Origin of the sequence: Pseudomonas sp. B34(2017), assembly GCF_002112915.1 — a bacterium.
Lineage (GTDB): Bacteria > Pseudomonadota > Gammaproteobacteria > Pseudomonadales > Pseudomonadaceae > Aquipseudomonas > Aquipseudomonas pharyngis.
The window spans coordinates 743,610-761,771 of sequence record NZ_NEJA01000001.1; the positions used below are offsets into that span (position 1 = coordinate 743,610).

Annotated in this window: 19 protein-coding genes; 4 read left to right on the top strand and 15 right to left on the bottom strand. The window is 61.6% G+C overall.

Annotation, left to right across the window (positions count from 1 at the left end; genetic code table 11):
* Positions 1-28: 28 nt before the first annotated feature.
* A complete protein-coding gene (locus tag CAF80_RS03605; RefSeq protein ID WP_074691272.1) occupies positions 29-643 on the top strand; it encodes an energy transducer TonB in 615 nt (204 codons plus the stop codon).
* Between the two features lie 4 nt (positions 644-647).
* Here the strand turns inward: CAF80_RS03605 and CAF80_RS03610 are convergent, their stop codons facing one another.
* From CAF80_RS03610 to ppc, 7 genes are all read right to left on the bottom strand, one after another.
* Entirely contained in the window at positions 648-1,340 is a 693-nt protein-coding gene (locus CAF80_RS03610; protein WP_074691270.1) for an extensin family protein, read from the bottom strand.
* A gap of 2 nt (positions 1,341-1,342) precedes the next feature.
* Positions 1,343-2,179 carry an oxaloacetate decarboxylase gene (locus CAF80_RS03615; protein WP_074691268.1) on the bottom strand — a complete coding sequence of 279 codons (837 nt, stop codon included), beginning with the start codon at positions 2,177-2,179 and terminating at the stop codon, positions 1,343-1,345.
* 31 nt (positions 2,180-2,210) lie between these two features.
* A complete protein-coding gene (locus CAF80_RS03620) occupies positions 2,211-3,071 on the bottom strand; it encodes a DUF72 domain-containing protein (protein ID WP_039769627.1) in 861 nt (286 codons plus the stop codon).
* Positions 3,071-3,379, bottom strand: a complete 309-nt coding sequence (locus tag CAF80_RS03625) for a hypothetical protein (protein WP_007954720.1) — start codon at positions 3,377-3,379, stop codon at positions 3,071-3,073. The genes CAF80_RS03620 and CAF80_RS03625 overlap by 1 nt, the downstream gene beginning before the upstream one ends.
* A gap of 172 nt (positions 3,380-3,551) precedes the next feature.
* On the bottom strand, positions 3,552-4,226 hold the full coding sequence (gene tsaB, locus CAF80_RS03630) for a tRNA (adenosine(37)-N6)-threonylcarbamoyltransferase complex dimerization subunit type 1 TsaB (protein ID WP_074691266.1): 675 nt from the start codon (positions 4,224-4,226) through the stop codon (positions 3,552-3,554).
* Positions 4,227-4,321: 95 nt separating this feature from the next.
* The gene (gene adk / locus CAF80_RS03635; protein ID WP_064593717.1) at positions 4,322-4,972 is read right to left on the bottom strand and encodes an adenylate kinase; all 651 of its coding nucleotides are present in this window, start codon (positions 4,970-4,972) and stop codon (positions 4,322-4,324) included.
* A gap of 288 nt (positions 4,973-5,260) precedes the next feature.
* Positions 5,261-7,891 carry a phosphoenolpyruvate carboxylase gene (gene ppc, locus CAF80_RS03640; protein ID WP_074691433.1) on the bottom strand — a complete coding sequence of 877 codons (2,631 nt, stop codon included), beginning with the start codon at positions 7,889-7,891 and terminating at the stop codon, positions 5,261-5,263.
* A gap of 214 nt (positions 7,892-8,105) precedes the next feature.
* Here ppc and CAF80_RS03645 point away from each other — a divergent pair, with 214 nt between their 5' ends.
* From CAF80_RS03645 to CAF80_RS03655, 3 genes are all read left to right on the top strand, one after another.
* Positions 8,106-8,450 (top strand): hypothetical protein, encoded by a 345-nt coding sequence (locus CAF80_RS03645; protein ID WP_011332654.1) that lies wholly within the window; start codon positions 8,106-8,108, stop codon positions 8,448-8,450.
* Positions 8,451-8,815: 365 nt separating this feature from the next.
* Entirely contained in the window at positions 8,816-9,220 is a 405-nt protein-coding gene (locus CAF80_RS03650; protein WP_011332653.1) for a DUF4398 domain-containing protein, read from the top strand.
* Between the two features lie 55 nt (positions 9,221-9,275).
* Positions 9,276-10,070 (top strand): OmpA family protein, encoded by a 795-nt coding sequence (locus CAF80_RS03655; protein WP_074691263.1) that lies wholly within the window; start codon positions 9,276-9,278, stop codon positions 10,068-10,070.
* A gap of 67 nt (positions 10,071-10,137) precedes the next feature.
* Here the strand turns inward: CAF80_RS03655 and CAF80_RS03660 are convergent, their stop codons facing one another.
* The 8 genes from CAF80_RS03660 to CAF80_RS03695 all read right to left on the bottom strand — a co-directional run bounded on the left by CAF80_RS03660 (position 10,138) and on the right by CAF80_RS03695 (position 18,153).
* A complete protein-coding gene (locus CAF80_RS03660) occupies positions 10,138-10,467 on the bottom strand; it encodes a hypothetical protein (RefSeq protein ID WP_074691261.1) in 330 nt (109 codons plus the stop codon).
* Positions 10,464-11,378, bottom strand: coding sequence for an alpha/beta hydrolase (locus tag CAF80_RS03665; protein ID WP_007954702.1), 915 nt, complete (start codon positions 11,376-11,378; stop codon positions 10,464-10,466). Before CAF80_RS03665 ends, CAF80_RS03660 begins: the two co-directional genes overlap by 4 nt.
* A 165-nt stretch (positions 11,379-11,543) precedes the next feature.
* Entirely contained in the window at positions 11,544-12,821 is a 1,278-nt protein-coding gene (locus CAF80_RS03670; protein ID WP_039769617.1) for a flavohemoglobin expression-modulating QEGLA motif protein, read from the bottom strand.
* Between the two features lie 33 nt (positions 12,822-12,854).
* The gene (locus CAF80_RS03675) at positions 12,855-13,409 is read right to left on the bottom strand and encodes a hypothetical protein (protein WP_064593709.1); all 555 of its coding nucleotides are present in this window, start codon (positions 13,407-13,409) and stop codon (positions 12,855-12,857) included.
* A gap of 145 nt (positions 13,410-13,554) precedes the next feature.
* Positions 13,555-14,259 (bottom strand): TetR/AcrR family transcriptional regulator, encoded by a 705-nt coding sequence (locus CAF80_RS03680; RefSeq protein WP_011332647.1) that lies wholly within the window; start codon positions 14,257-14,259, stop codon positions 13,555-13,557.
* Between the two features lie 118 nt (positions 14,260-14,377).
* Positions 14,378-15,880, bottom strand: coding sequence for a lysine--tRNA ligase (gene lysS / locus CAF80_RS03685; protein ID WP_039769614.1), 1,503 nt, complete (start codon positions 15,878-15,880; stop codon positions 14,378-14,380).
* Positions 15,881-15,949: 69 nt separating this feature from the next.
* Positions 15,950-17,045 (bottom strand): peptide chain release factor 2 gene (gene prfB / locus CAF80_RS03690; protein WP_102621447.1). Its coding sequence is split into 2 segments (ribosomal slippage): positions 15,950-16,972 and positions 16,974-17,045, totalling 1,095 coding nucleotides; the frame shifts between segments, so codons are not numbered across the junction.
* A 106-nt stretch (positions 17,046-17,151) separates the two neighbouring features.
* The gene (locus CAF80_RS03695; RefSeq protein ID WP_039769610.1) at positions 17,152-18,153 is read right to left on the bottom strand and encodes a PleD family two-component system response regulator; all 1,002 of its coding nucleotides are present in this window, start codon (positions 18,151-18,153) and stop codon (positions 17,152-17,154) included.
* Positions 18,154-18,162: the final 9 nt, after the last annotated feature.

Genomic DNA, 18,162 nt, shown 5'->3' on the forward strand with positions numbered 1-18,162 from the left:
TGCCAGAGCTGAGCGTCAACCGAAAAAAATGTCAGGCATTCTTCCCACATCGATTGGCTACCTTTCGCCCACAGGCGATTTCAGCCGTCATAACACTCAAGCATTGGGCGGCGTCAGCCACCTGTGGCAGGATTTTTTTGCCCAGGCACTGGCCGAGCAATCGAGTGATGTGGTGCCGGCGTGCGGCACGTTTCCACCGGTTGACCTGGAAAGCCCTGAAGAACCGACTGTCGGCAGCGAACTGTATGCGCACATCGTCAGCCAGCGCGAATGCGATGTGGTGGAAACCGAGGTGCGTCCGCCGGAGCCGCTGTTCCTGCCGATCGCCGAAATCGACATGACACTGGCCGAGCCGTACCCTCCGTTCCCGCCAGAAGAAATCAAGACTCAGCAAAAGCAGCAGGATTTCGACAGCAGTTGGGTTCGCCCGGTAGTGATCAACAACGGCCAGCCGATTCCGGAGCCGGGCCCTGCCCCGCAGAAAAAACCGCTGTACCTGCCGATTGCCGAGTTCGACCTGGATCTGCTGCAGCCTTACCCGCCGTTCCCGCCGGAAGCCATCGTCGAGCAGCAGAAAGCCCTGGACTTCGATAACGGCTGGGTGCGCCCGATCGTTCAGCAGAATCTGCGCATCGCCGCCTGATCCCTCAGCGACACACGCTCCAGCGCCCGACATCGACATGAAAGTGATTGCGATGAGCGGCGTTGTAATCCGGACTCAACACCACACTGAACGCCTCGCAGGCGCCATCGCGCACCTGACGTAGAAACTGCGCGTCCCGGTTTTGCTTCGGCCAGTCCTTGAGCACGCTGATCGCACGACCATCCGCCAGCCGGAAGCCGGCGATGTCCAGCGCATCGGCACTGGCATGGCGGCTGAGCGCGCCGCTATCGCGGTTGTAGACGTTGCGGCAGGCGAAGCTGCCGAGGTGATCGACCCGCGCCACAGGCTGACCGTAGGCCTGCTGCGCCGCCGGTTGCAACGTGTGGCGCTCGAACATCGCAAACGCCACGGCCAACGGGCAACTGGCGAGAAAGCTGCTGCTGAGCCCCACCCCGCCGCCCTGCACGCGCAAAGCGCTGATCAGCGGGCATTTGGCATCGGGACTGTCGGCCTGTGGCGAAACCCGCAGGCCGGAGCTGCCCAATGCCTGCTGGCACAACAGCGGATCGCTGCGCAGGCGCATCAACTTGTAGCCCGTGAGCCAGTTGGGCGCGGCTTGCACATCCAGCGGCGCCCACGGGTTCCACTGCGGCGGCACATCGAGCCAGCCGCGCCAGACGCCGATCAGCCCGCCACCAATGATCAGCAGCCCTGCCAACACCAGCCAGCGCCCCATGCTCATCCCTTGAAGAATTGATTGGCCTTGGCGTACGGCATCGAACGGGAGGTGAAGGTGAAAGTGCCGGACTGCTGGATTTCTTCCGCCGCGCGGAAAAACTCGCCGAACGCCGCCAGTGCCAGCGCCGAGCCGGTGCTGATCCGCTTCACGCCCATTTCTTCCAGCTGTTGCACCGTCAGCTTCAAGCCGCCGGACATCAACACATTGACCGGTTTCGGCGCCACCGCGCGCACCACCGCCAGAACTTCTTCGGCGGTGCGCAGGCCCGGCGCGTACAACACGTCAGCGCCGGCTTCGGCAAAGGCCTGCAAGCGGCGGATGGTGTCGTTGAGATCGGGATTGCCGTGCAGATAGTTTTCCGCACGGGCGGTCAGGGTGAAGGGAAACGGCAAGGTGCGCACGGCAGCGACGGCGGCTTCGATCCGTGCCACCGCGTGTTCGAAGCAGTAGATCGGCGAGTCTTCCCGGCCGGTGGCATCTTCGATCGAGCCACCCACGGCGCCCGCCTCGGCTGCGCGGATCAGACTTTGTGCCGATTCGGCCGGGGCGTCGGCGAAGCCGTTTTCCAGATCCACTGCCACCGGCAAATCCGTGGCCGCGACAATCGCCCGGACATTGGCCAGCGTATCGTCAAGACTCAGGCCAACATCGGGCTTGCCTTGGGAAAACGCATAACCGGCGCTGGTGGTCGCCAGCGCCTGATAGCCGAGACTGGCGAGCATCTTCGCGGAACCGGCATCCCACGGATTGGGAATCACGAAAATCCCGGGGCGTTCGTGCAGGGCTTTGAAGGCTTCGGCTTTACGGGCTTGTTGTTGAGGGGCTTGGGCATCCATCGGCAGGCTCCTGGGCAGGAAAAAATCCGCCTCAGAGCAGGCCAAGTTGCTCGGCGGCGGGTTCTCTGTATAGCTCAGGCAAAGGTCGCAGGCCAGGCAAACGTTGCATCAGTTGTGCGTGAAAACGTTGCGCCAGCTTCGCCGCAAGAATGTTATCGGCGGTGTGCAGGAAGATGTACGGCGTGCGGCCCTCTTCGATCCACTCGGCAATCTTCGCCACCCACGGCACCAGGAACGGGTCGTTGGCCTCAAGTTCCGGATGGCCGATGAAGCGCACCTGCGGGAACTGGGTGAACGCCGCCGGACGCGTCGGAACGCGGGGCTTTTTCGATTGAGCGTGGATCACCGACGACTCGGTTGACAGGCAACTGAACAGTGCGCGCGGATCAAGACAGATGCGCTCCACACCGCGATCCAGCAACAGCCGGTTGAGCAGTCGCTCACTCTCACCCTTGGCGAAGAACTGCTCGTGGCGCACCTCCACCGCCAGCGGACAATCCAGCGCGTCGATGAACGCGGCGAGCTCCGGCAAGCGGTGCGGCGTGAAGCTTTTCGACAGTTGCAGCCACATTGGCGAGACACGCTCACCGAGTGGCTTGAGCAACTGGAGGAAGGTTTCGGCGGCGGTCAGTTGATCGCGCAGGTCGCCGCTGTGGCTGATGTCACCGGGAAACTTGGCGGTGAAGCGAAAGTGCTCCGGCATGACCTCGGCCCAACGCTGCACGGTGGCCGGCGACGGGCTGGCGTAGAAGGTCGTGTTGCCTTCCACGGCGTTGAACACTTGCGAATAGAGTCCGAGGAAATCGGAGGTCTTGGCGTCTACCGGATACAGATACTCGCGCCAGGCGTTTTCGCTCCAGGACGGGCAACCGAGGTAGTAAGGCAGATCCATCAGATGTACAGATCGAGGCCCAGCACGTCTGCATCCCAATCGACAAAACCGGCGGTGCTCAGGTAGCTGGCCAGGGCCATGGCCACGCTTTTCTTCATCGCGCGGTGATAAATCATGTCTTGTTGGCGGGCGGGCAGATTGCTCAGGCGTTGCGCGGTGGCTTTGGCGGCACGGGCAGCCAGTTGCTCTTCGGTCGGGAATTCCAGCTCGCCGTCGATATCGTCGACGGACTCATCCAGCGCCGGATTGCCTTTGCGAGGCTTGCGCTTGATGGGGTAGGAATGAGTGGAAACGCCGTCTATACGCATAAAGTCATGCTCGGTATCGATGATGGCAATTTAGCGGCACCTGACCGACTTAGCAAATCGCCGAGTGATAACTAGAACACATAAAAGGCAAAAGGTTTAAAGCGCGGGGTTAGAAACGGACGATTGGCAGATCGGGTGGGACCCTGCGGCGAATGCCACAGGGTGAATGGCCTCAGCGGGCTTTCGGGGTGGCCACTTTGTCGCGCAGGTAAACCGGCTGGGCGTCGTCTGCCGGAATCGCTTCACCGCGCTCCCAGGCAAATCGCGCCAGGGTCAGCAGGTCTTCGGCGTGGGGCAGCATGCCAGCGTCAGATCCAGTGAGGTTTACAGCGATGCGCTCACCATAACCCCAGCCAGTGCCGGCTCCGAACCAGTCACCCGAAGCATCGTCCGGCAGCGCAGCGACTTCCGGCGGCAGCACCGCTTCGGTGCCGACCAGACGCATCTCCCCGGCCGTCTCGCGATAGCAGCCCCAATACACCTCATCCATCCGCGCATCGATGGCGGCCGCGACCTGGCTCACGCCGTGCTCGCGATAAGCCCGTTGCGCCAGCACGGCCAGGTTCGACACCGGCAACACCGGGCGATCCAGCGCATAGGCCAGGCCTTGCACCACGCCAATGGCAATCCGCACACCGGTGAATGCGCCCGGGCCACGTCCGAAGGCGATGGCGTCCACCGCTTGCAGGGTGGTGCCGGCGTCGGCCAGCAGTTGCTGGATCATCGGCAGCAGTTTCTGCGCGTGCAGGCGCGGGATCACCTCGTAATGGCTCGTGACCTTGCCGTCATGCAGCAAGGCAACGGAGCAAGCTTCAGTCGCGGTGTCCAGGGCCAGCAAGGTGCTCATCGATGTGTCCGTAAATCAGGTGGGGGAAAAAGTGCGCCAGTATAAACAACTACGGCCCGCAAGCGGGCCGTGGATGATGCAGCGGATCAGGTTTTTCAGCTCAGGGCTTCAAGCACCTTGGCGGTGATCGCTTCAACCGAACCGACGCCAGGGATATGGCTGTACTTCGGCTTGCCACCGTTCTTGGCGGACAGGTTCTGGTAGAACTCCACCAGCGGCTTGGTCTGCGAGTGGTAGACCGACAGGCGATGACGCACGGTTTCTTCGGTGTCGTCCTTGCGCTGCACCAGCTCTTCGCCGGTGATGTCGTCTTTGCCGGCCAGTTTCGGCGGGTTGTAGACGATGTGGTAAACGCGGCCGCTGGCCTCGTGAACGCGACGACCGGCGATACGCTGAACGATTTCTTCGTCTTCAACGGCGATTTCGACCACGGCGTCCAGCTCGACACCGGCAGTCACCAGCGCTTCAGCCTGAGGAATGGTGCGCGGGAAGCCATCGAACAGGAAACCCTTGGCGCAATCGGCTTGAGCGATACGGTCCTTGACCAGCGCGATGATCAGGTCATCCGACACCAGGCCGCCGGCATCCATGATGCTCTTGGCCTTGATGCCCAGCTCGGTGCCGGCCTTGACCGCGGCACGCAGCATGTCGCCGGTGGAGATTTGCGGAATGCCGAATTTCTCGGTGATGAACTTAGCCTGAGTACCTTTACCGGCCCCGGGAGCTCCCAGCAGAATGACGCGCATCGATGTGCTCCTCAATTTTTTATATAAAAAACAATGGATTCGCCTCGTGGGGCCAATCTCATAGAACGGGTCGTGGCCGCCCAAACGGCCAAAGGCTGATCAAGATACACAGCAGGCTGCGCCCACACAAGACGCCAAAAGTCGGAGAAACCGGCGCCCGCCGCGACCTTGCGACGCGGTTCCCCAAGTCGCAACCCCATCATTAACTGTCGCCTGACCGCATTTTTCCCACGGCCAATAAACGGCACCCGAGGTTCGCCTCGGGTGCCCCGCCCCACGCAGAAAACCTTAGCCGGTATTTCGCAAACCGGCGGCAATCCCCGCCACAGACACCAATAACGCCTGTTCCACCGGGCTGCCCTGCTCGACATTCTGCTGCCGTGAACGCGCCAGCAACTCGGCCTGCAATAGATGCAGCGGGTCGAGGTAGGTGTTGCGCAGACGGATGAATTCCAGGGTATCCGGGCTATGTGCCAGTAGCTGCGACTGACCGGTCAGGCCGAGGACAACGGAACACGCCTGCGACAATAGGTCGCGTAAGTGCGCACCCAACGGCAGCAACTCCGGCTCCACCAGACGCTCGTCGTAGGACAGCGCGATATCGGCGTCGGCCTTGGCCAGCACCATTTCCAGCATGTCGATGCGGGTGCGGAAGAACGGCCACTGCTCGCGCATCTGCCCCAGCAATTCGCCTTCGCCGCGCTCCAATGCTTTGCTCAATGCGGTTTCCCAGCCGAGCCAGGCCGGCAGCATCAGGCGAGTCTGGGTCCAGCCGAAGATCCACGGAATCGCCCGCAGGCTTTCGATGCCACCAGCGCGGCGCTTGGCCGGACGGCTGCCCAATGGCAAGCGGCCCAACTCCTGCTCCGGTGTGGATTGACGGAAATACTCAACGAATTGCGGGTTCTCCCGCACTACCGCACGGTAAGCAGCGACGCCGTCAGCGGCCAGTTCGTCCATCAGATGCCGCCATTCGGGGGTTGGTGGCGGCGGAGGCAACAGGGTCGCTTCGAGCACCGCCGCCAGATACAGATTGAGGTTTTGCTCGGCGATGTCCGGCAGGCCGAATTTGAATCGAATCATTTCCCCCTGCTCGGTGGTGCGGAAACGTCCGGCCACCGAACCCGGCGGCTGCGACAGAATCGCCGCGTGCGCCGGGCCGCCGCCACGGCCCACGGTGCCACCGCGACCGTGGAACAGCAGCAGTTCGACTTGCTGCTCACGGCAGATTTCCACCAGCCGCTCCTGCGCCCGGTACTGCGCCCAGGCTGCCGCAGTGGTGCCGGCGTCCTTGGCCGAGTCGGAATAGCCGATCATCACTTCCTGCGGGCCTTGCAGCCGCGCGCGGTAACCGGGCAGCAGCAACAGGCGTTCGATCACAGGTCCTGCGTTGTCGAGGTCGGCAAGGGTTTCGAACAGCGGCACCACGCGCATCGGCCGCAGTACGCCGGACTCCTTGAGCAGCAGTTGCACCGCCAGCACATCGGAAGCGGCACCGGCCATGGAGATCACGTAGGAGCCCAGCGAAGCGCCCGGCGCGGCGGCGATTTCCTTGCAGGTGGCGAGCACTTCGGCGGTGTCGGCCGAGGGTTTGAAATGCGCCGGCAGCAGCGGCCGACGGTTTTGCAGTTCGCGGGTCAGGAAGCTGATGCGCTGTTCTTCATCCCACTCCTCGTATTTGCCGAGGCCGAGGTAATCGGTGATTTCAGTCATGGCCGCGCTGTGGCGCGACGAATCCTGACGCACATCGAGTCGCACCAGGAACAGACCGAAGGTCACGGCCCGGCGCAGGCAATCGAGCAACGGCCCGTCGGCGATCACGCCCATGCCGCATTCGTGCAGCGAGTTAAAACACAGCTCCAGCGGATCGAGCAGGTCGCGGTTGTTGTGCAGCACGTCGGCCGGTGCCGGGGTGGTTGCGGTCAGCGATGCATGGGCCCAGTTACGTGTGGCGCGCAGCCGTTCACGCAATTGTTTGAGCACTGCCCGATACGGCTCGGCACTGTCGCCGGCCCGGGCCTTGAGCGCATCGCTGGCCTGCTGCATCGACAATTCGGCGGCCAGGTGATCGACGTCACGCAGGTACAGATCCGCCGCCATCCAGCGTGCCAGCAACAGCACTTCGCGGGTCACGGCAGCGGTCACGTTCGGGTTACCGTCGCGGTCGCCGCCCATCCACGAAGCGAAGCGGATCGGCGCAGCTTCCAGCGGCAAGCGCAAACCGGTAGCGGCGAACAGCGCCTGATCGGCCTTGCGCATATGGTGGGGAATCGCCTGCCACAGCGAATGTTCGATCACCGCAAAACCCCACTTCGCTTCGTCCACCGGAGTCGGGCGGGTGCGGCGGATTTCTTCGGTGTGCCAGGCTTCGGCGATCAGGCGTTGCAGGGTGTTGTGGATCTGCTCGCGTTCGGCCGTGGTCAGGTCACGGTGATCCTGCGCCGCCAGTTGCGCGGCAATCGCGTCGTACTTCTGGATCAGCGTGCGCCGGGCCACTTCGGTCGGGTGCGCGGTGAGCACCAGTTCGATTTCCAGCCGCGCCAGTTGCCGGGCCAGGGATTCGGCACTGTGCCCTTCCTTGCGCAGGCGGGCGAGCAGTTCCGGCAGCACGCGGGACTCGAACGGCGCGGCCTGGGTCTCTTCGCGGCGATGGATGAGCTGGTACTGCTCGGCGATGTTCGCCAGGTTGAGAAACTGGTTGAAGGCTCGCGCCACCGGCAGCAGTTCGTCTTCGCTCAATTGATTGAGGCTGGCGCTGAGTTCGGCGTCCATCGAGCCGCGCCGGTCGGCCTTGGCGCCCTTGCGGATCTGCTCGATCTTGTCGAGAAACGCCTCGCCGTACTGGTCACGAATGGTGTTGCCCAACAGCTCACCGAGCAGGTGAACGTCTTCGCGCAAGCGTGCATCAATATCGGTCATCAGCATCTCTCCAGCAGTAATCGGTGACGGATCGCAAGTGAGTGGATGAACAGAGAGTGCCGCTCCGGGACGCTTCTTACAAGCAGACGACGAAGGGACTTTAAACCTTGAGGGTTGAAGCTAGTCTCAAGGGTAAGCCCCACAACGGCTTGCCGCCGGCTGACGCCGGACACTCACCAAGACCTGCCATGAGCAGGTGCGACATGAGGTTTTTATGAAAATCCGTGAACTCGCCCAGCATTGGGAAGAAACCGCCAAGGGTCGCCTGACCGATACCGGCTACACGATTCATCTGGATGTGGAAGCTGCCGCACGGCTGGCGGCGATCGCCGAGATGTACCCCAAACGTCACGCCGAAGAACTGCTCGGTGAGTTGATCGGCGCCGCCCTCGAAGAGTTCGAAGCGAGCCTGCCGTATGTGAAAGGCTCGACCGTGGTCGCCACCGACGAGGAAGGCGATCCGCTGTATGAGGATGTCGGCCCGACCCCGCGTTTTCTCGCGTTGTCGCGGCGTCATCTGCATGACTTGTCGGCTGCTGCCGGGAAGCAGAAACACTGATTCCTGACCCTTCAGAACGGTGGGAATGGTTTGCCCTCGATGGCGTCAGTTCAGCAGCACATGTGCTGTATTTGATGGCCTCATCGCTGGCAAGCCAGCTCCCACAGGGACTGTGTCCCCCCTCCGCTTTTGCGCCGTTTCTCGCCCGCGCGTACCTCTGCCCACCGCCAAAGTTCCCGGTTTAGAGCCCTGTCCGTTCGGTCAAAGTTTTTTTTGGCGATGGGCCATCTTTTCTGAACTTTTGAAAAATGCCTTCGGTCGGAACAGGTAACCACGCCTGGAACGAGCGTTTCAAAACGCGCTGACACATGACGGTTGTCACTCCTCGACCAGGATGGATTTCGAAGCTTCCAAGGAGTTAACCAATGGAGTTGAAGACCATGAAGACCCAAACCTCGTTCTCCCACCTGCGCGGTCTGAAACTGGCTGCTCTGGCCATCGGCACCAGCTTCGTGCTGGCCGGTTGTGCCGGCAATCCACCGACCGAGCAATACGCCGTCACTCAATCGGCAGTCAACAGCGCGGTCAGCGCTGGCGGTACCGAGTTCGCCGCCGTGGAGATGAAGCAGGCTCAGGACAAGCTGAAGCAAGCCGAAATCGCCATGCACGACAAGAAGTATGACGAAGCCCGTCGCTTGTCCGAGCAGGCCGAGTGGGATGCCCGCGTTGCCGAACGCAAGGCTCAGGCAGCCAAGGCCGAACTGGCTGTGAAGGATTCCCAGAAAGGTGTTCAGGAACTGCGTCAGGAAAGTCAGCGCCCAGTGCAGTAAGCGCGCATCCCGACCGCAAGGCTGAAACTCTTATCGATAGAAAGGACGAACGATTATGCGTAAACAACTGATGATCCCCGCTCTCCTGGCTGCAAGCGTTGCCCTGGCTGCCTGCTCCACGCCACCCAACCCGAACCTGGAACAGGCACGCACCAACTACGCCGGCCTGCAGGCCAACCCGCAGGCAAGCAAGGTCGCTGCGCTGGAAACCAAGGACGCCAGCGACTATCTGGACAAGGCCGACAAGGCTTATCTGGATAAAGAAGACGCCGCCAAGGTCGATCAACTGGCTTATCTGACCAACCAGCGCGTGGAAGTGGCCAAGCAGACCATCGCTCTGCGCACCGCTGAAAACAACCTGAAGAACGCCGCCGCCCAACGTGCCCAGGCCCGTCTGGATGCCCGCGATCAGCAGATCAAACAGCTGCAGGACAGTCTCAACGCCAAGCAGACCGACCGCGGCACGCTGGTGACTTTCGGTGACGTGCTGTTCGCCACCAACAAGGCCGACCTGAAATCCAGCGGTCTGGTGAACATCAACAAACTGGCGCAATTCCTCCAGGAAAACCCTGATCGCAAAGTGATCGTCGAGGGCTACACCGACAGCACCGGTACCGCGAGCTACAACCAGTCGCTGTCCGAGCGTCGCGCGACTTCGGTGCAGGTTGCGCTGATCAAGATGGGTGTAGACCCGTCGCGTATCGTCGTACAGGGTTATGGCAAGGAATACCCGGTGGCGGACAACACCTCGGTCTCGGGCCGTGCGATGAACCGTCGCGTGGAAGTGACCATTTCCAACGACAACCAGCCAGTGATGCCGCGTTCGGCCGTGAGCTCGACCTCGCACTGATTCGCTGAGCGGTAAATGAAAAGCCCCGCCTGAGTGTTCAGGCGGGGCTTTTTTGTCTGACGCAGATTTACTCTTCGAGCTTCTGCGGCGTCTCCTGGCCCATGCAGCGCACGGCCCTTTTCTGGCTGTTGACCAGCACCCCGGTCAGGCCTTTCTGTTCGGTGTCGAACAGCACCAGCACGCCATCGATGCATTGCGCCACTTGTGGCGCCGGGGTCAGGGAGACCTTGTAGTCTTCGCCGGGAACGGTCTTGAGCATGGTGAAGTCGTTGAGCAGCAACGCATCCTCGGGTTTGGCGAAGTGCAGGTAGCCGTAGTACCACAGGGCGCCGACGGTGCCGAGGATGCTGCAGATGCCGGTGATGATCAGCGGGATGGCGTTACGTTCTTCACTCATTGCGGACTCTCTGGTGGTTCGTCTTCAGAATTCGGGGGTGTTGGATAATTCGGGATCTCGCCGAGGCGGCGCAGGCCGTTGAAGTGTTCGGGATCATCGAGGTAGCGCAGCATCACCTGACGCCAGACCGGGTCGCCGAAGGTCTGCACATGCCCGCCCCGGGTCAGCTGCAGCACACGCGGTGGCGGCGCAGCTTGATACAGACGGATGCCGTTGGAAAGGGGCACCAGCGGATCATCGAGGCTGTGGAAGATCAGTTTCGGCACGCCGTTGAGCTGCGGCATGGCGTTGATCGCACTGTCGCCGTCCGGCACCAGCCACGACAGCGGCACCTGAAACGGCCAGGTCAGCCATGAGGTGCTGAGGGCGTATTGGCCGACGCTGCGGTAACTGGCGGGCACGCCGTCGAGCACCAGGGCCTTGAGCTGTTTTTGCCTTTGCGGATGTTGCACCAGCCAATGCACCGCCATCGCCCCGCCGAGACTCTGGCCCAGCAGCACCAGCGGCTTGCCTTTGACCTCCGGCGCCTTGTCCAGCCAGGCGAAGGCGGCATCGATGTCCTGATAGATCGCCGGCAGGCTCGGTTCGCCCTCGGACAAACCGTAACCGCGATAGTCCACCAGCAGCACCTGATAGCCGTTCTTCGGCAACCACCAGCTCCCGCCCAAGTGCATCGGCAAATTGCCGCCGTTGCCGTGCAGGTGCAGCACCGTACCCTTGACCTCGACACCCGGTTTGGCCGGCAGCCACCAGGCATTCAGCTTGAGGCCGTCGGCGGTGGTCAGGGTGACGGTGCGGTATTCGAGCTTGGCCTTTTCCGGGGTGAAGATCTGCCCCGGCTCTGGGTAGAACAGCAAGGAACTGCAACCGCCGAGGGTCAGGAGCAGGCAAAGGATGCCGAGGATTCTCATCCGGTGAAACCTCGCAAAATTTTGAGTTGGAATTAGATCGTTCCCACGTCGAGGCGTCGAACCGTCCGCGTGGGAACGCCGCCATGGACGCTCCGCGTCCACTGTGACACGGAGCGTCACGGGATGCATTCCCACGCAGAGCGTGGGAACGATCAATCGGTGTGGTTACAGGATGTTGGAGTAATCCGCCTCGATCCGGTCCAGGCTCAAGTGATTGAGGAAGTTGGAGAAGCACATCCACGCCGACAACGCATTCATGTCGCGGAACTGGTCCGGCAGGTACTTCGGCGGCACCACCAGGCCTTCGTCCACCAGCTGACGCAGGGTTCGCATGTCTTCCAACGTGGTCTTGCCACAGAACAACAACGGGATCTGCTCGAGCTTGCCCTTGCGCACGGCCAACTGAATGTAGTTGTAAACCATGATGAAGCCCTTGAGGTAGGACAAGTCTTTGGTGAATGGCAGACCGGTCGGCGTCGAGCCACGGAAAACCCGACTGGCGTTGCCGTAGCTTTCCGCCATCTCGAAGCCCTGCTCGCGAAAGAACTCGAAAATCTGCAGGAAGTCCGCGCCCTCCTCGACCATGTGAATGGCGCGGGTGCGGTTGGTCAGTTTGCGCAGGCGGCTTGGGTAGGAAGCGAACGCGATGATTTCCATCAGGATCGCCAGGCCTTCCTGAGTCACGGTCGACGAGGGCGGGCCCTTGGACAGGAAGGTGCAGATCGGCTGGTTCAGACCGTTGAGCGTGGTGCCGACGTGCACCAGGCCTTCGTGAACTTCCAGCGCGCGCACGTCGCGGTCGTTGAACATCGCGTCGGTGCGGATCTTGATGTAGTCGGCGCCCGCCGCCGCGTCGGCGACGATACCGTCGGACTCGAACACGCGGATGGTTTCCTCGGCCTCGCCGAACACCTTGTTCAGGCGAGTTTGCAGCAGGTGCACGGCGTCTTTGGCGGTGAGGATCTTCGGTTCGTCCTTCAGGTCGCCACGGCCGTCGATGTTGTTCAGATAGTCCGACATCATCAGGCCGAGGTCGGCCAGGGTCGGGTCACCGGCGTGGAACGCATCGGACGCGGCGCCGTACAGTTCCTGGGAAATCAGGCCGAAATCCTCGGTGCCGCGCGCTTCGAGCATGCGCACCACCATCCGGTATTCCTTGCACATGCGACGCATGATCTGGCCGACCGGGTTGAACTGGCCGAGCTGACGGGTGATGTCGCGCTCGATGTTCTGGAATTCCAGTTTGACCTTGCTCGAATCGAAGGACAGCGGCCGGTTGAGGTAGTAGTCACGATCCACCGCCGGCAATTCCTTGCCCTTGGCCTTGAGGAAGCCCTTGCGGATGTTCTCGTCCCACTTGACCGCGTCGAGCACGCGGATCGGCGTCTGCGCCAGCACTATGCGATCGGACAGAATGCGTATCGTCTGCTGGTAATCGTCCACCCGAAACTCCTGTAGAAAACGTGACGAACTGAATTATTTGGCTTTGGCCTGATGCTGATAGCGCGCCGCTTCGACGAAAACGTCGGAATTGGCCGGGTCGTCGAGGTAAGCAAAGACCTTTTCAAGCGGGCTGTCGACCTGCACGCCCTCGCCGTCATCGGTCTGGAAGCCCTGGCCGTCGAGGGCTTTCTGGGCGATGGCCTGGTTGATCTGTTCGAGGTCGAGGTTGTAGATCACCAGCTCGCGCTTGTCGGTGATCTCGAAGCCGGCGATGGTGAAGTGCCCGCCGTATTGCGCCGGCACCTTCGCCGACAGGTACCAGCGGTTGCCGTGGCGCGACACCGTGAACGGATAGGCTTCACGCTCCCGGGGTTTGGCTTTGAAATACGCAACCGCCTGATAGCGGTCGTTGCCCAGGCGCGTCAGCTCCAGATTCATCGGCTCGCCCCAGGCATTGGTGCTCGACCATTGGCCGAGCAGGCCCTTGGGCGCCGGTTCACTGGCGGGCAGCGGCTCCTTGAAGGTCACCAGACATCCGCTGAGCAGCAGGAACGACAAGGCGATCAGCACGCCACGCCAGGCTTTCATTCGACACTCCCTTGAACACCCGTTTCTTCTGATCGTTCCGACGCTCCGCGTGGGAATGCCGCCATGGACGCTCCGCGTCCACTGTGACGCGGAGCGTCACGGGATGCATTCCCACGCAGAGCGCGGGAACGATCAGGGTCGAGAATTACACCGACGCGAGTACCAGGTGCATATAGCGCGTCAGAATGCCGAGCATGTCCTCTTCGGCCAAAGGCTCGGCGTCGTTGAGCAGGCCCTGATATTCCATCCGTCCGATAATCGCCGTCAACACCTTGGCATCCTGCTGCGGTTCGCGCGAGCCCAATACCTGGAACAACTGGCAGGTGCCCTGCAACAGAATCTGCTGATGGGAACGCACCAGTTCCGCCAGACGCGGGTTGAGCAGCGCTTCCTGGCGGAATGCCTGTTCAGCCATCAAATGCTCGCGACGGTTGACCAGTTGCCGATGCACGTAATCAGCCATCAAACGCGCGATATCGTCGGCCAGTTGCGAACGGGACTCCGGGCTGCCGTCCCCGCTGACTACCATTTCGCGCAGCAGGCCTTCGTTGTTGATCCACAGCTTGGCCATATAGGCCGCGCTGCGTTCGACGTACTGGGCGAAGGTATCGGTGAGCAGGTCATCGATGTCCTTGAAGTAATACGTGGTGGCCGACAGCGGCACACCGGCCTCGGCCGCCACCGCACGGTGACGCACGGCGCGTACGCCGTCGCGTACGACAATGCGCATCGCCGCATCGAGAATGTCCTGTCGACGCTGTTCACTGCCCTGCCGGCTGGCCTTGCGGCCCTGGTACTGAACACTTTCAGCGACCGCAGTGGCGATTCCCGCTGCACCCTCTTGAGCCATTGCACCGATCACGACAGGCATACCTCTGTTGTTTTCTTCAAAATTAACCATTTGATACGTTTGTACCAGACAGGCAATAAAAAGCCGCCCATTTCAGGCGGCTTTTTTATTGAAACACTTACGCTTGTGGCCGCATGTGCGGGAACAGGATCACGTCGCGGATCGACGGGGAGTTGGTCAGCAGCATCACCAGACGGTCGATGCCGATACCTTCACCGGCCGTCGGCGGCATGCCGTACTCCAGCGCACGAACGAAGTCGGCGTCGTAGTGCATGGCTTCGTCGTCGCCGGCGTCCTTGTCGGCCACCTGCGCCATGAAGCGCTCGGCCTGGTCTTCCGCGTCGTTCAGCTCGGAGTAGGCGTTGGCGATTTCACGGCCGCCGATGAACAGCTCGAAGCGGTCGGTGACGTTCGGGTTGTCATCGTTGCGACGGGCCAGCGGCGACACTTCGAACGGGTACTGGGTGATGAAGTGCGGCTGTTCCAGCTTGTGCTCGACCAGCTCTTCGAAAATCATCACCTGCAGTTTGCCCAGACCTTCGAAGCCCAGCACCTTGGCGCCGGCCTTCTTGGCGATGGCGCGCGCCTTGTCGATGTCGTTCAGGTCATCGGCGGTCAGCTCAGGGTTGTACTTGAGGATCGAGTCGAACACCGACAGGCGCACGAACGGCTCGCCGAAGTGGAACACCTTGTCGCCGTACGGCACGTCGGTGCTGCCCAGAACCAGCTGCGCCAGTTCGCGGAACAGTTCTTCGGTCAGGTCCATGTTGTCTTCGTAGTCGGCGTAAGCCTGGTAGAACTCCAACATGGTGAATTCTGGGTTATGACGAGTCGAAACGCCTTCGTTACGGAAGTTGCGGTTGATCTCGAACACTTTTTCGAAGCCGCCAACCACCAGGCGCTTGAGGTACAGCTCCGGCGCGATACGCAGGAACATTTCCATGTCCAGCGCGTTGTGATGGGTTTCGAACGGCTTGGCCGCGGCACCGCCAGGAATGGTCTGCAGCATCGGCGTTTCGACTTCGAGGAAGTCGCGCTTCATCAGGAAGCTGCGGATGTGCGCGATCACTTGCGAACGGACGCGGAAGGTCTGGCGCACGTCTTCGTTGACGATCAGGTCAACGTAGCGCTGACGGTAGCGCTGTTCGGTGTCGGTCAGGCCGTGGTGCTTGTCCGGCAGCGGGCGCAGGGATTTGGTCAGCAGGCGCACGCTGGTCATTTCGACGTACAGGTCGCCCTTGCCGGAACGGGCCAGGGTGCCTTCGGCGGCGATGATGTCGCCCATGTCCCAGGTTTTCACCGCGGCCAGGGTTTCTTCGGACAGGGTCTTGCGGTTGACGTAGACCTGGATGCGACCGGTCATGTCCTGGATCACCATGAACGAGCCACGGTTGAGCATGATGCGACCTGCAACCTTGACCGGGATCGCAGCCTCTGCCAGCTCTTCCTTGGTCTTGTCCGCGTACTGTTTCTGCAACGCATCGCAGTAGTTGTCGCGGCGGAAGTCGTTCGGGAAGGCGTTGCCCTTGGCGCGCTCGGCAGCAAGCTTTTCCTTGCGCAGAGCGATCAGGGAGTTTTCTTCCTGTTGCAGGGCTTGCGGATCGAGTTGTAGGTCGCTCATGTCTTTAAATTTTCCATCACAGGTTCGTTGCCCCCGCCGGCGACGGGGGACTTGAGGTCGGTTGAAAGCTTACAGCCCCGATTTCAGGCTGGCTTCCAGGTATTCGTCGATGTCGCCGTCGAGTACCTTGTCGCAGTCACTGCGTTCGATGTTGGTGCGCAGATCCTTGATCCGCGACGCATCGAGCACGTACGAACGGATCTGGTGCCCCCAGCCGATATCCGACTTGGTGTCTTCCAGCGCCTGGGACGCCGCGTTGCGCTTCTGCATTTCCTGCTCGTACAACTTGGCCCGCAGCATTTTCATGGCGGTGTCCTTGTTGGCGTGCTGGGAACGTTCGTTCTGGCAGCTCACCACGGTGTTGGTCGGTACGTGGGTGATACGTACGGCCGAGTCGGTGGTGTTTACGTGCTGACCACCGGCACCGGAGGAACGATAGGTGTCGATCCGCAGGTCTGCCGGGTTGATTTCGATTTCCACCTTGTCATCGATCTCTGGCGAGACGAAAACCGCGGAGAACGAGGTGTGGCGACGGTTGCCGGAGTCGAACGGGCTCTTGCGCACCAGACGGTGCACGCCGATCTCGGTACGCAGCCAGCCAAAGGCGTATTCGCCCTTGATGTGCACGGTCGCACCCTTGATCCCGGCGACTTCACCGGCCGACAGCTCCATGATGGTCGCGTCGAAACCGCGTTTGTCGGCCCAGCGCAGGTACATGCGCAGCAGGATGTTGGCCCAGTCCTGGGCTTCGGTGCCGCCGGAACCGGCCTGGATGTCCAGGTAGGCGTTGTTCGGGTCCATCTCGTGGCTGAACATACGGCGGAATTCGAGCTTGGACAGGGACTCTTCGAGACCTTGAAGGACTTCGACGACGTCGTTGACCGCGCCCTCGTCGTTCTCTTCAACGGCCATGTCCAGCAGCTCGCGGCAATCGGCCAGGCCACCGTTCAGTTCGTCGAGGGTGTCGACGATCTGCGCCAGCGCAGCGCGCTCGCGGCCCAGTTCCTGGGCGTATTCAGGTTTGTTCCAGACGGCAGGATCTTCAAGCTCGCGATTGACTTCGATCAGGCGCTCATGCTTTTGATCGTAGTCAAAGATACCCCCGAATAGTTTCGGAGCGCTCGGACAGGTCCTTGATGGTGTTCAGGATCGGGTTGATTTCCATGACGGGCAGCACTCGTTGGCGAACTTTTGAAAGCCGGCGAGTATAACGTAATCAAGCTGTCACGGCAGCCCGTCTGGCGGCTCTTGAGGCGAATGAACCCAATGGTTCATTCGATCCCCACCTGATTGCGCCCGTTGTTCTTGGCCAGGTACAGGCCACGGTCCGCCGCCGAGATCAGCAACCGGCAGTCGCTGCCCGACTCCGGCACCATGGTCGCCAGGCCGATGCTGATGGTCAGGCTCGAGCCTTCGGCCGGGGCATTGTGCGGAATCTTCAGCGCCGCGACCGTCTGGCGCAGCTTTTCCGCCACCAGTCGGGCCCCGCCCGGCGAGGTGTTGGGCAGCACCAGCGCAAATTCTTCGCCGCCATAACGCGCCGGCAGATCGGACGGCCGGGCGCTGGCCTCGCGGATTGCCGTGGCGACCTTGCGCAAGGCCTCGTCGCCTTCAACGTGGCCGAAGGTGTCGTTGTAGGACTTGAAGTAATCGACGTCGATCATCAGCAACGACAACTGGCTCTGGTCGCGCAACGAACGGCGCCATTCCAGTTCCAGGTATTCGTCGAAGTGCCGGCGGTTGGACAGCCCGGTCAGGCCGTCGGAGTTCATCAGCCGTTGCAGGACGAGGTTGGTGTCGAGCAATTGCTGCTGGCTGACCCGCAACGCGCGGTAGGCCGCGTCCCGTTGCAGCAATGTCATGTAGGAGCGCGAGTGATAGCGGATGCGCGCCACCAGCTCGATGTTGTCCGGCAGTTTCACCAGGTAATCGTTGGCCCCGGCGGAGAACGCCGCGCTCTTGATCAACGGGTCTTCCTTGGTCGACAGGACAATGATCGGAATGTCTTTGGTCGCCGGGTGATTGCGGTATTCGCGCACCAGGCTCAGGCCGTCGAGGCCCGGCATCACCAGATCCTGCAGGATCACGGTCGGCTTGATCCGCACCGCGTGGGCCACGGCCTGATGCGGGTCGGAGCAGAAGTGGAAGTCGATGTTCTCTTCATTCGACAGCCCACGGCGCACGGCCTCGCCGATCATCGCCTGATCGTCCACCAACAACACCATGGCGGCGTTCTCGTCGGTTTTGATGTCATCGATCTGTAAGTCATTCATGGGCGGTCA

Coding starts and splice junctions, on each gene's coding strand:
- CAF80_RS03660 (WP_074691261.1), bottom strand. CDS start 10,467: ATGAGTGAAGAACGTAACGCCATCCCGCTGATCATCACCGGCATCTGC.
- CAF80_RS03650 (WP_011332653.1), top strand. CDS start 8,816: ATGGAGTTGAAGACCATGAAGACCCAAACCTCGTTCTCCCACCTGCGC.
- CAF80_RS03615 (WP_074691268.1), bottom strand. CDS start 2,179: ATGGATGCCCAAGCCCCTCAACAACAAGCCCGTAAAGCCGAAGCCTTC.
- tsaB (WP_074691266.1), bottom strand. CDS start 4,226: ATGAGCACCTTGCTGGCCCTGGACACCGCGACTGAAGCTTGCTCCGTT.
- CAF80_RS03655 (WP_074691263.1), top strand. CDS start 9,276: ATGCGTAAACAACTGATGATCCCCGCTCTCCTGGCTGCAAGCGTTGCC.
- CAF80_RS03605 (WP_074691272.1), top strand. CDS start 29: ATGTCAGGCATTCTTCCCACATCGATTGGCTACCTTTCGCCCACAGGC.
- CAF80_RS03610 (WP_074691270.1), bottom strand. CDS start 1,340: ATGGGGCGCTGGCTGGTGTTGGCAGGGCTGCTGATCATTGGTGGCGGG.
- CAF80_RS03675 (WP_064593709.1), bottom strand. CDS start 13,409: ATGAAAGCCTGGCGTGGCGTGCTGATCGCCTTGTCGTTCCTGCTGCTC.
- CAF80_RS03665 (WP_007954702.1), bottom strand. CDS start 11,378: ATGAGAATCCTCGGCATCCTTTGCCTGCTCCTGACCCTCGGCGGTTGC.
- CAF80_RS03620 (WP_039769627.1), bottom strand. CDS start 3,071: ATGGATCTGCCTTACTACCTCGGTTGCCCGTCCTGGAGCGAAAACGCC.
- CAF80_RS03645 (WP_011332654.1), top strand. CDS start 8,106: ATGAAAATCCGTGAACTCGCCCAGCATTGGGAAGAAACCGCCAAGGGT.
- ppc (WP_074691433.1), bottom strand. CDS start 7,891: ATGACCGATATTGATGCACGCTTGCGCGAAGACGTTCACCTGCTCGGT.
- lysS (WP_039769614.1), bottom strand. CDS start 15,880: ATGAGCGACCTACAACTCGATCCGCAAGCCCTGCAACAGGAAGAAAAC.
- CAF80_RS03625 (WP_007954720.1), bottom strand. CDS start 3,379: ATGCGTATAGACGGCGTTTCCACTCATTCCTACCCCATCAAGCGCAAG.
- CAF80_RS03680 (WP_011332647.1), bottom strand. CDS start 14,259: ATGGCTCAAGAGGGTGCAGCGGGAATCGCCACTGCGGTCGCTGAAAGT.
- CAF80_RS03695 (WP_039769610.1), bottom strand. CDS start 18,153: ATGAATGACTTACAGATCGATGACATCAAAACCGACGAGAACGCCGCC.
- adk (WP_064593717.1), bottom strand. CDS start 4,972: ATGCGCGTCATTCTGCTGGGAGCTCCCGGGGCCGGTAAAGGTACTCAG.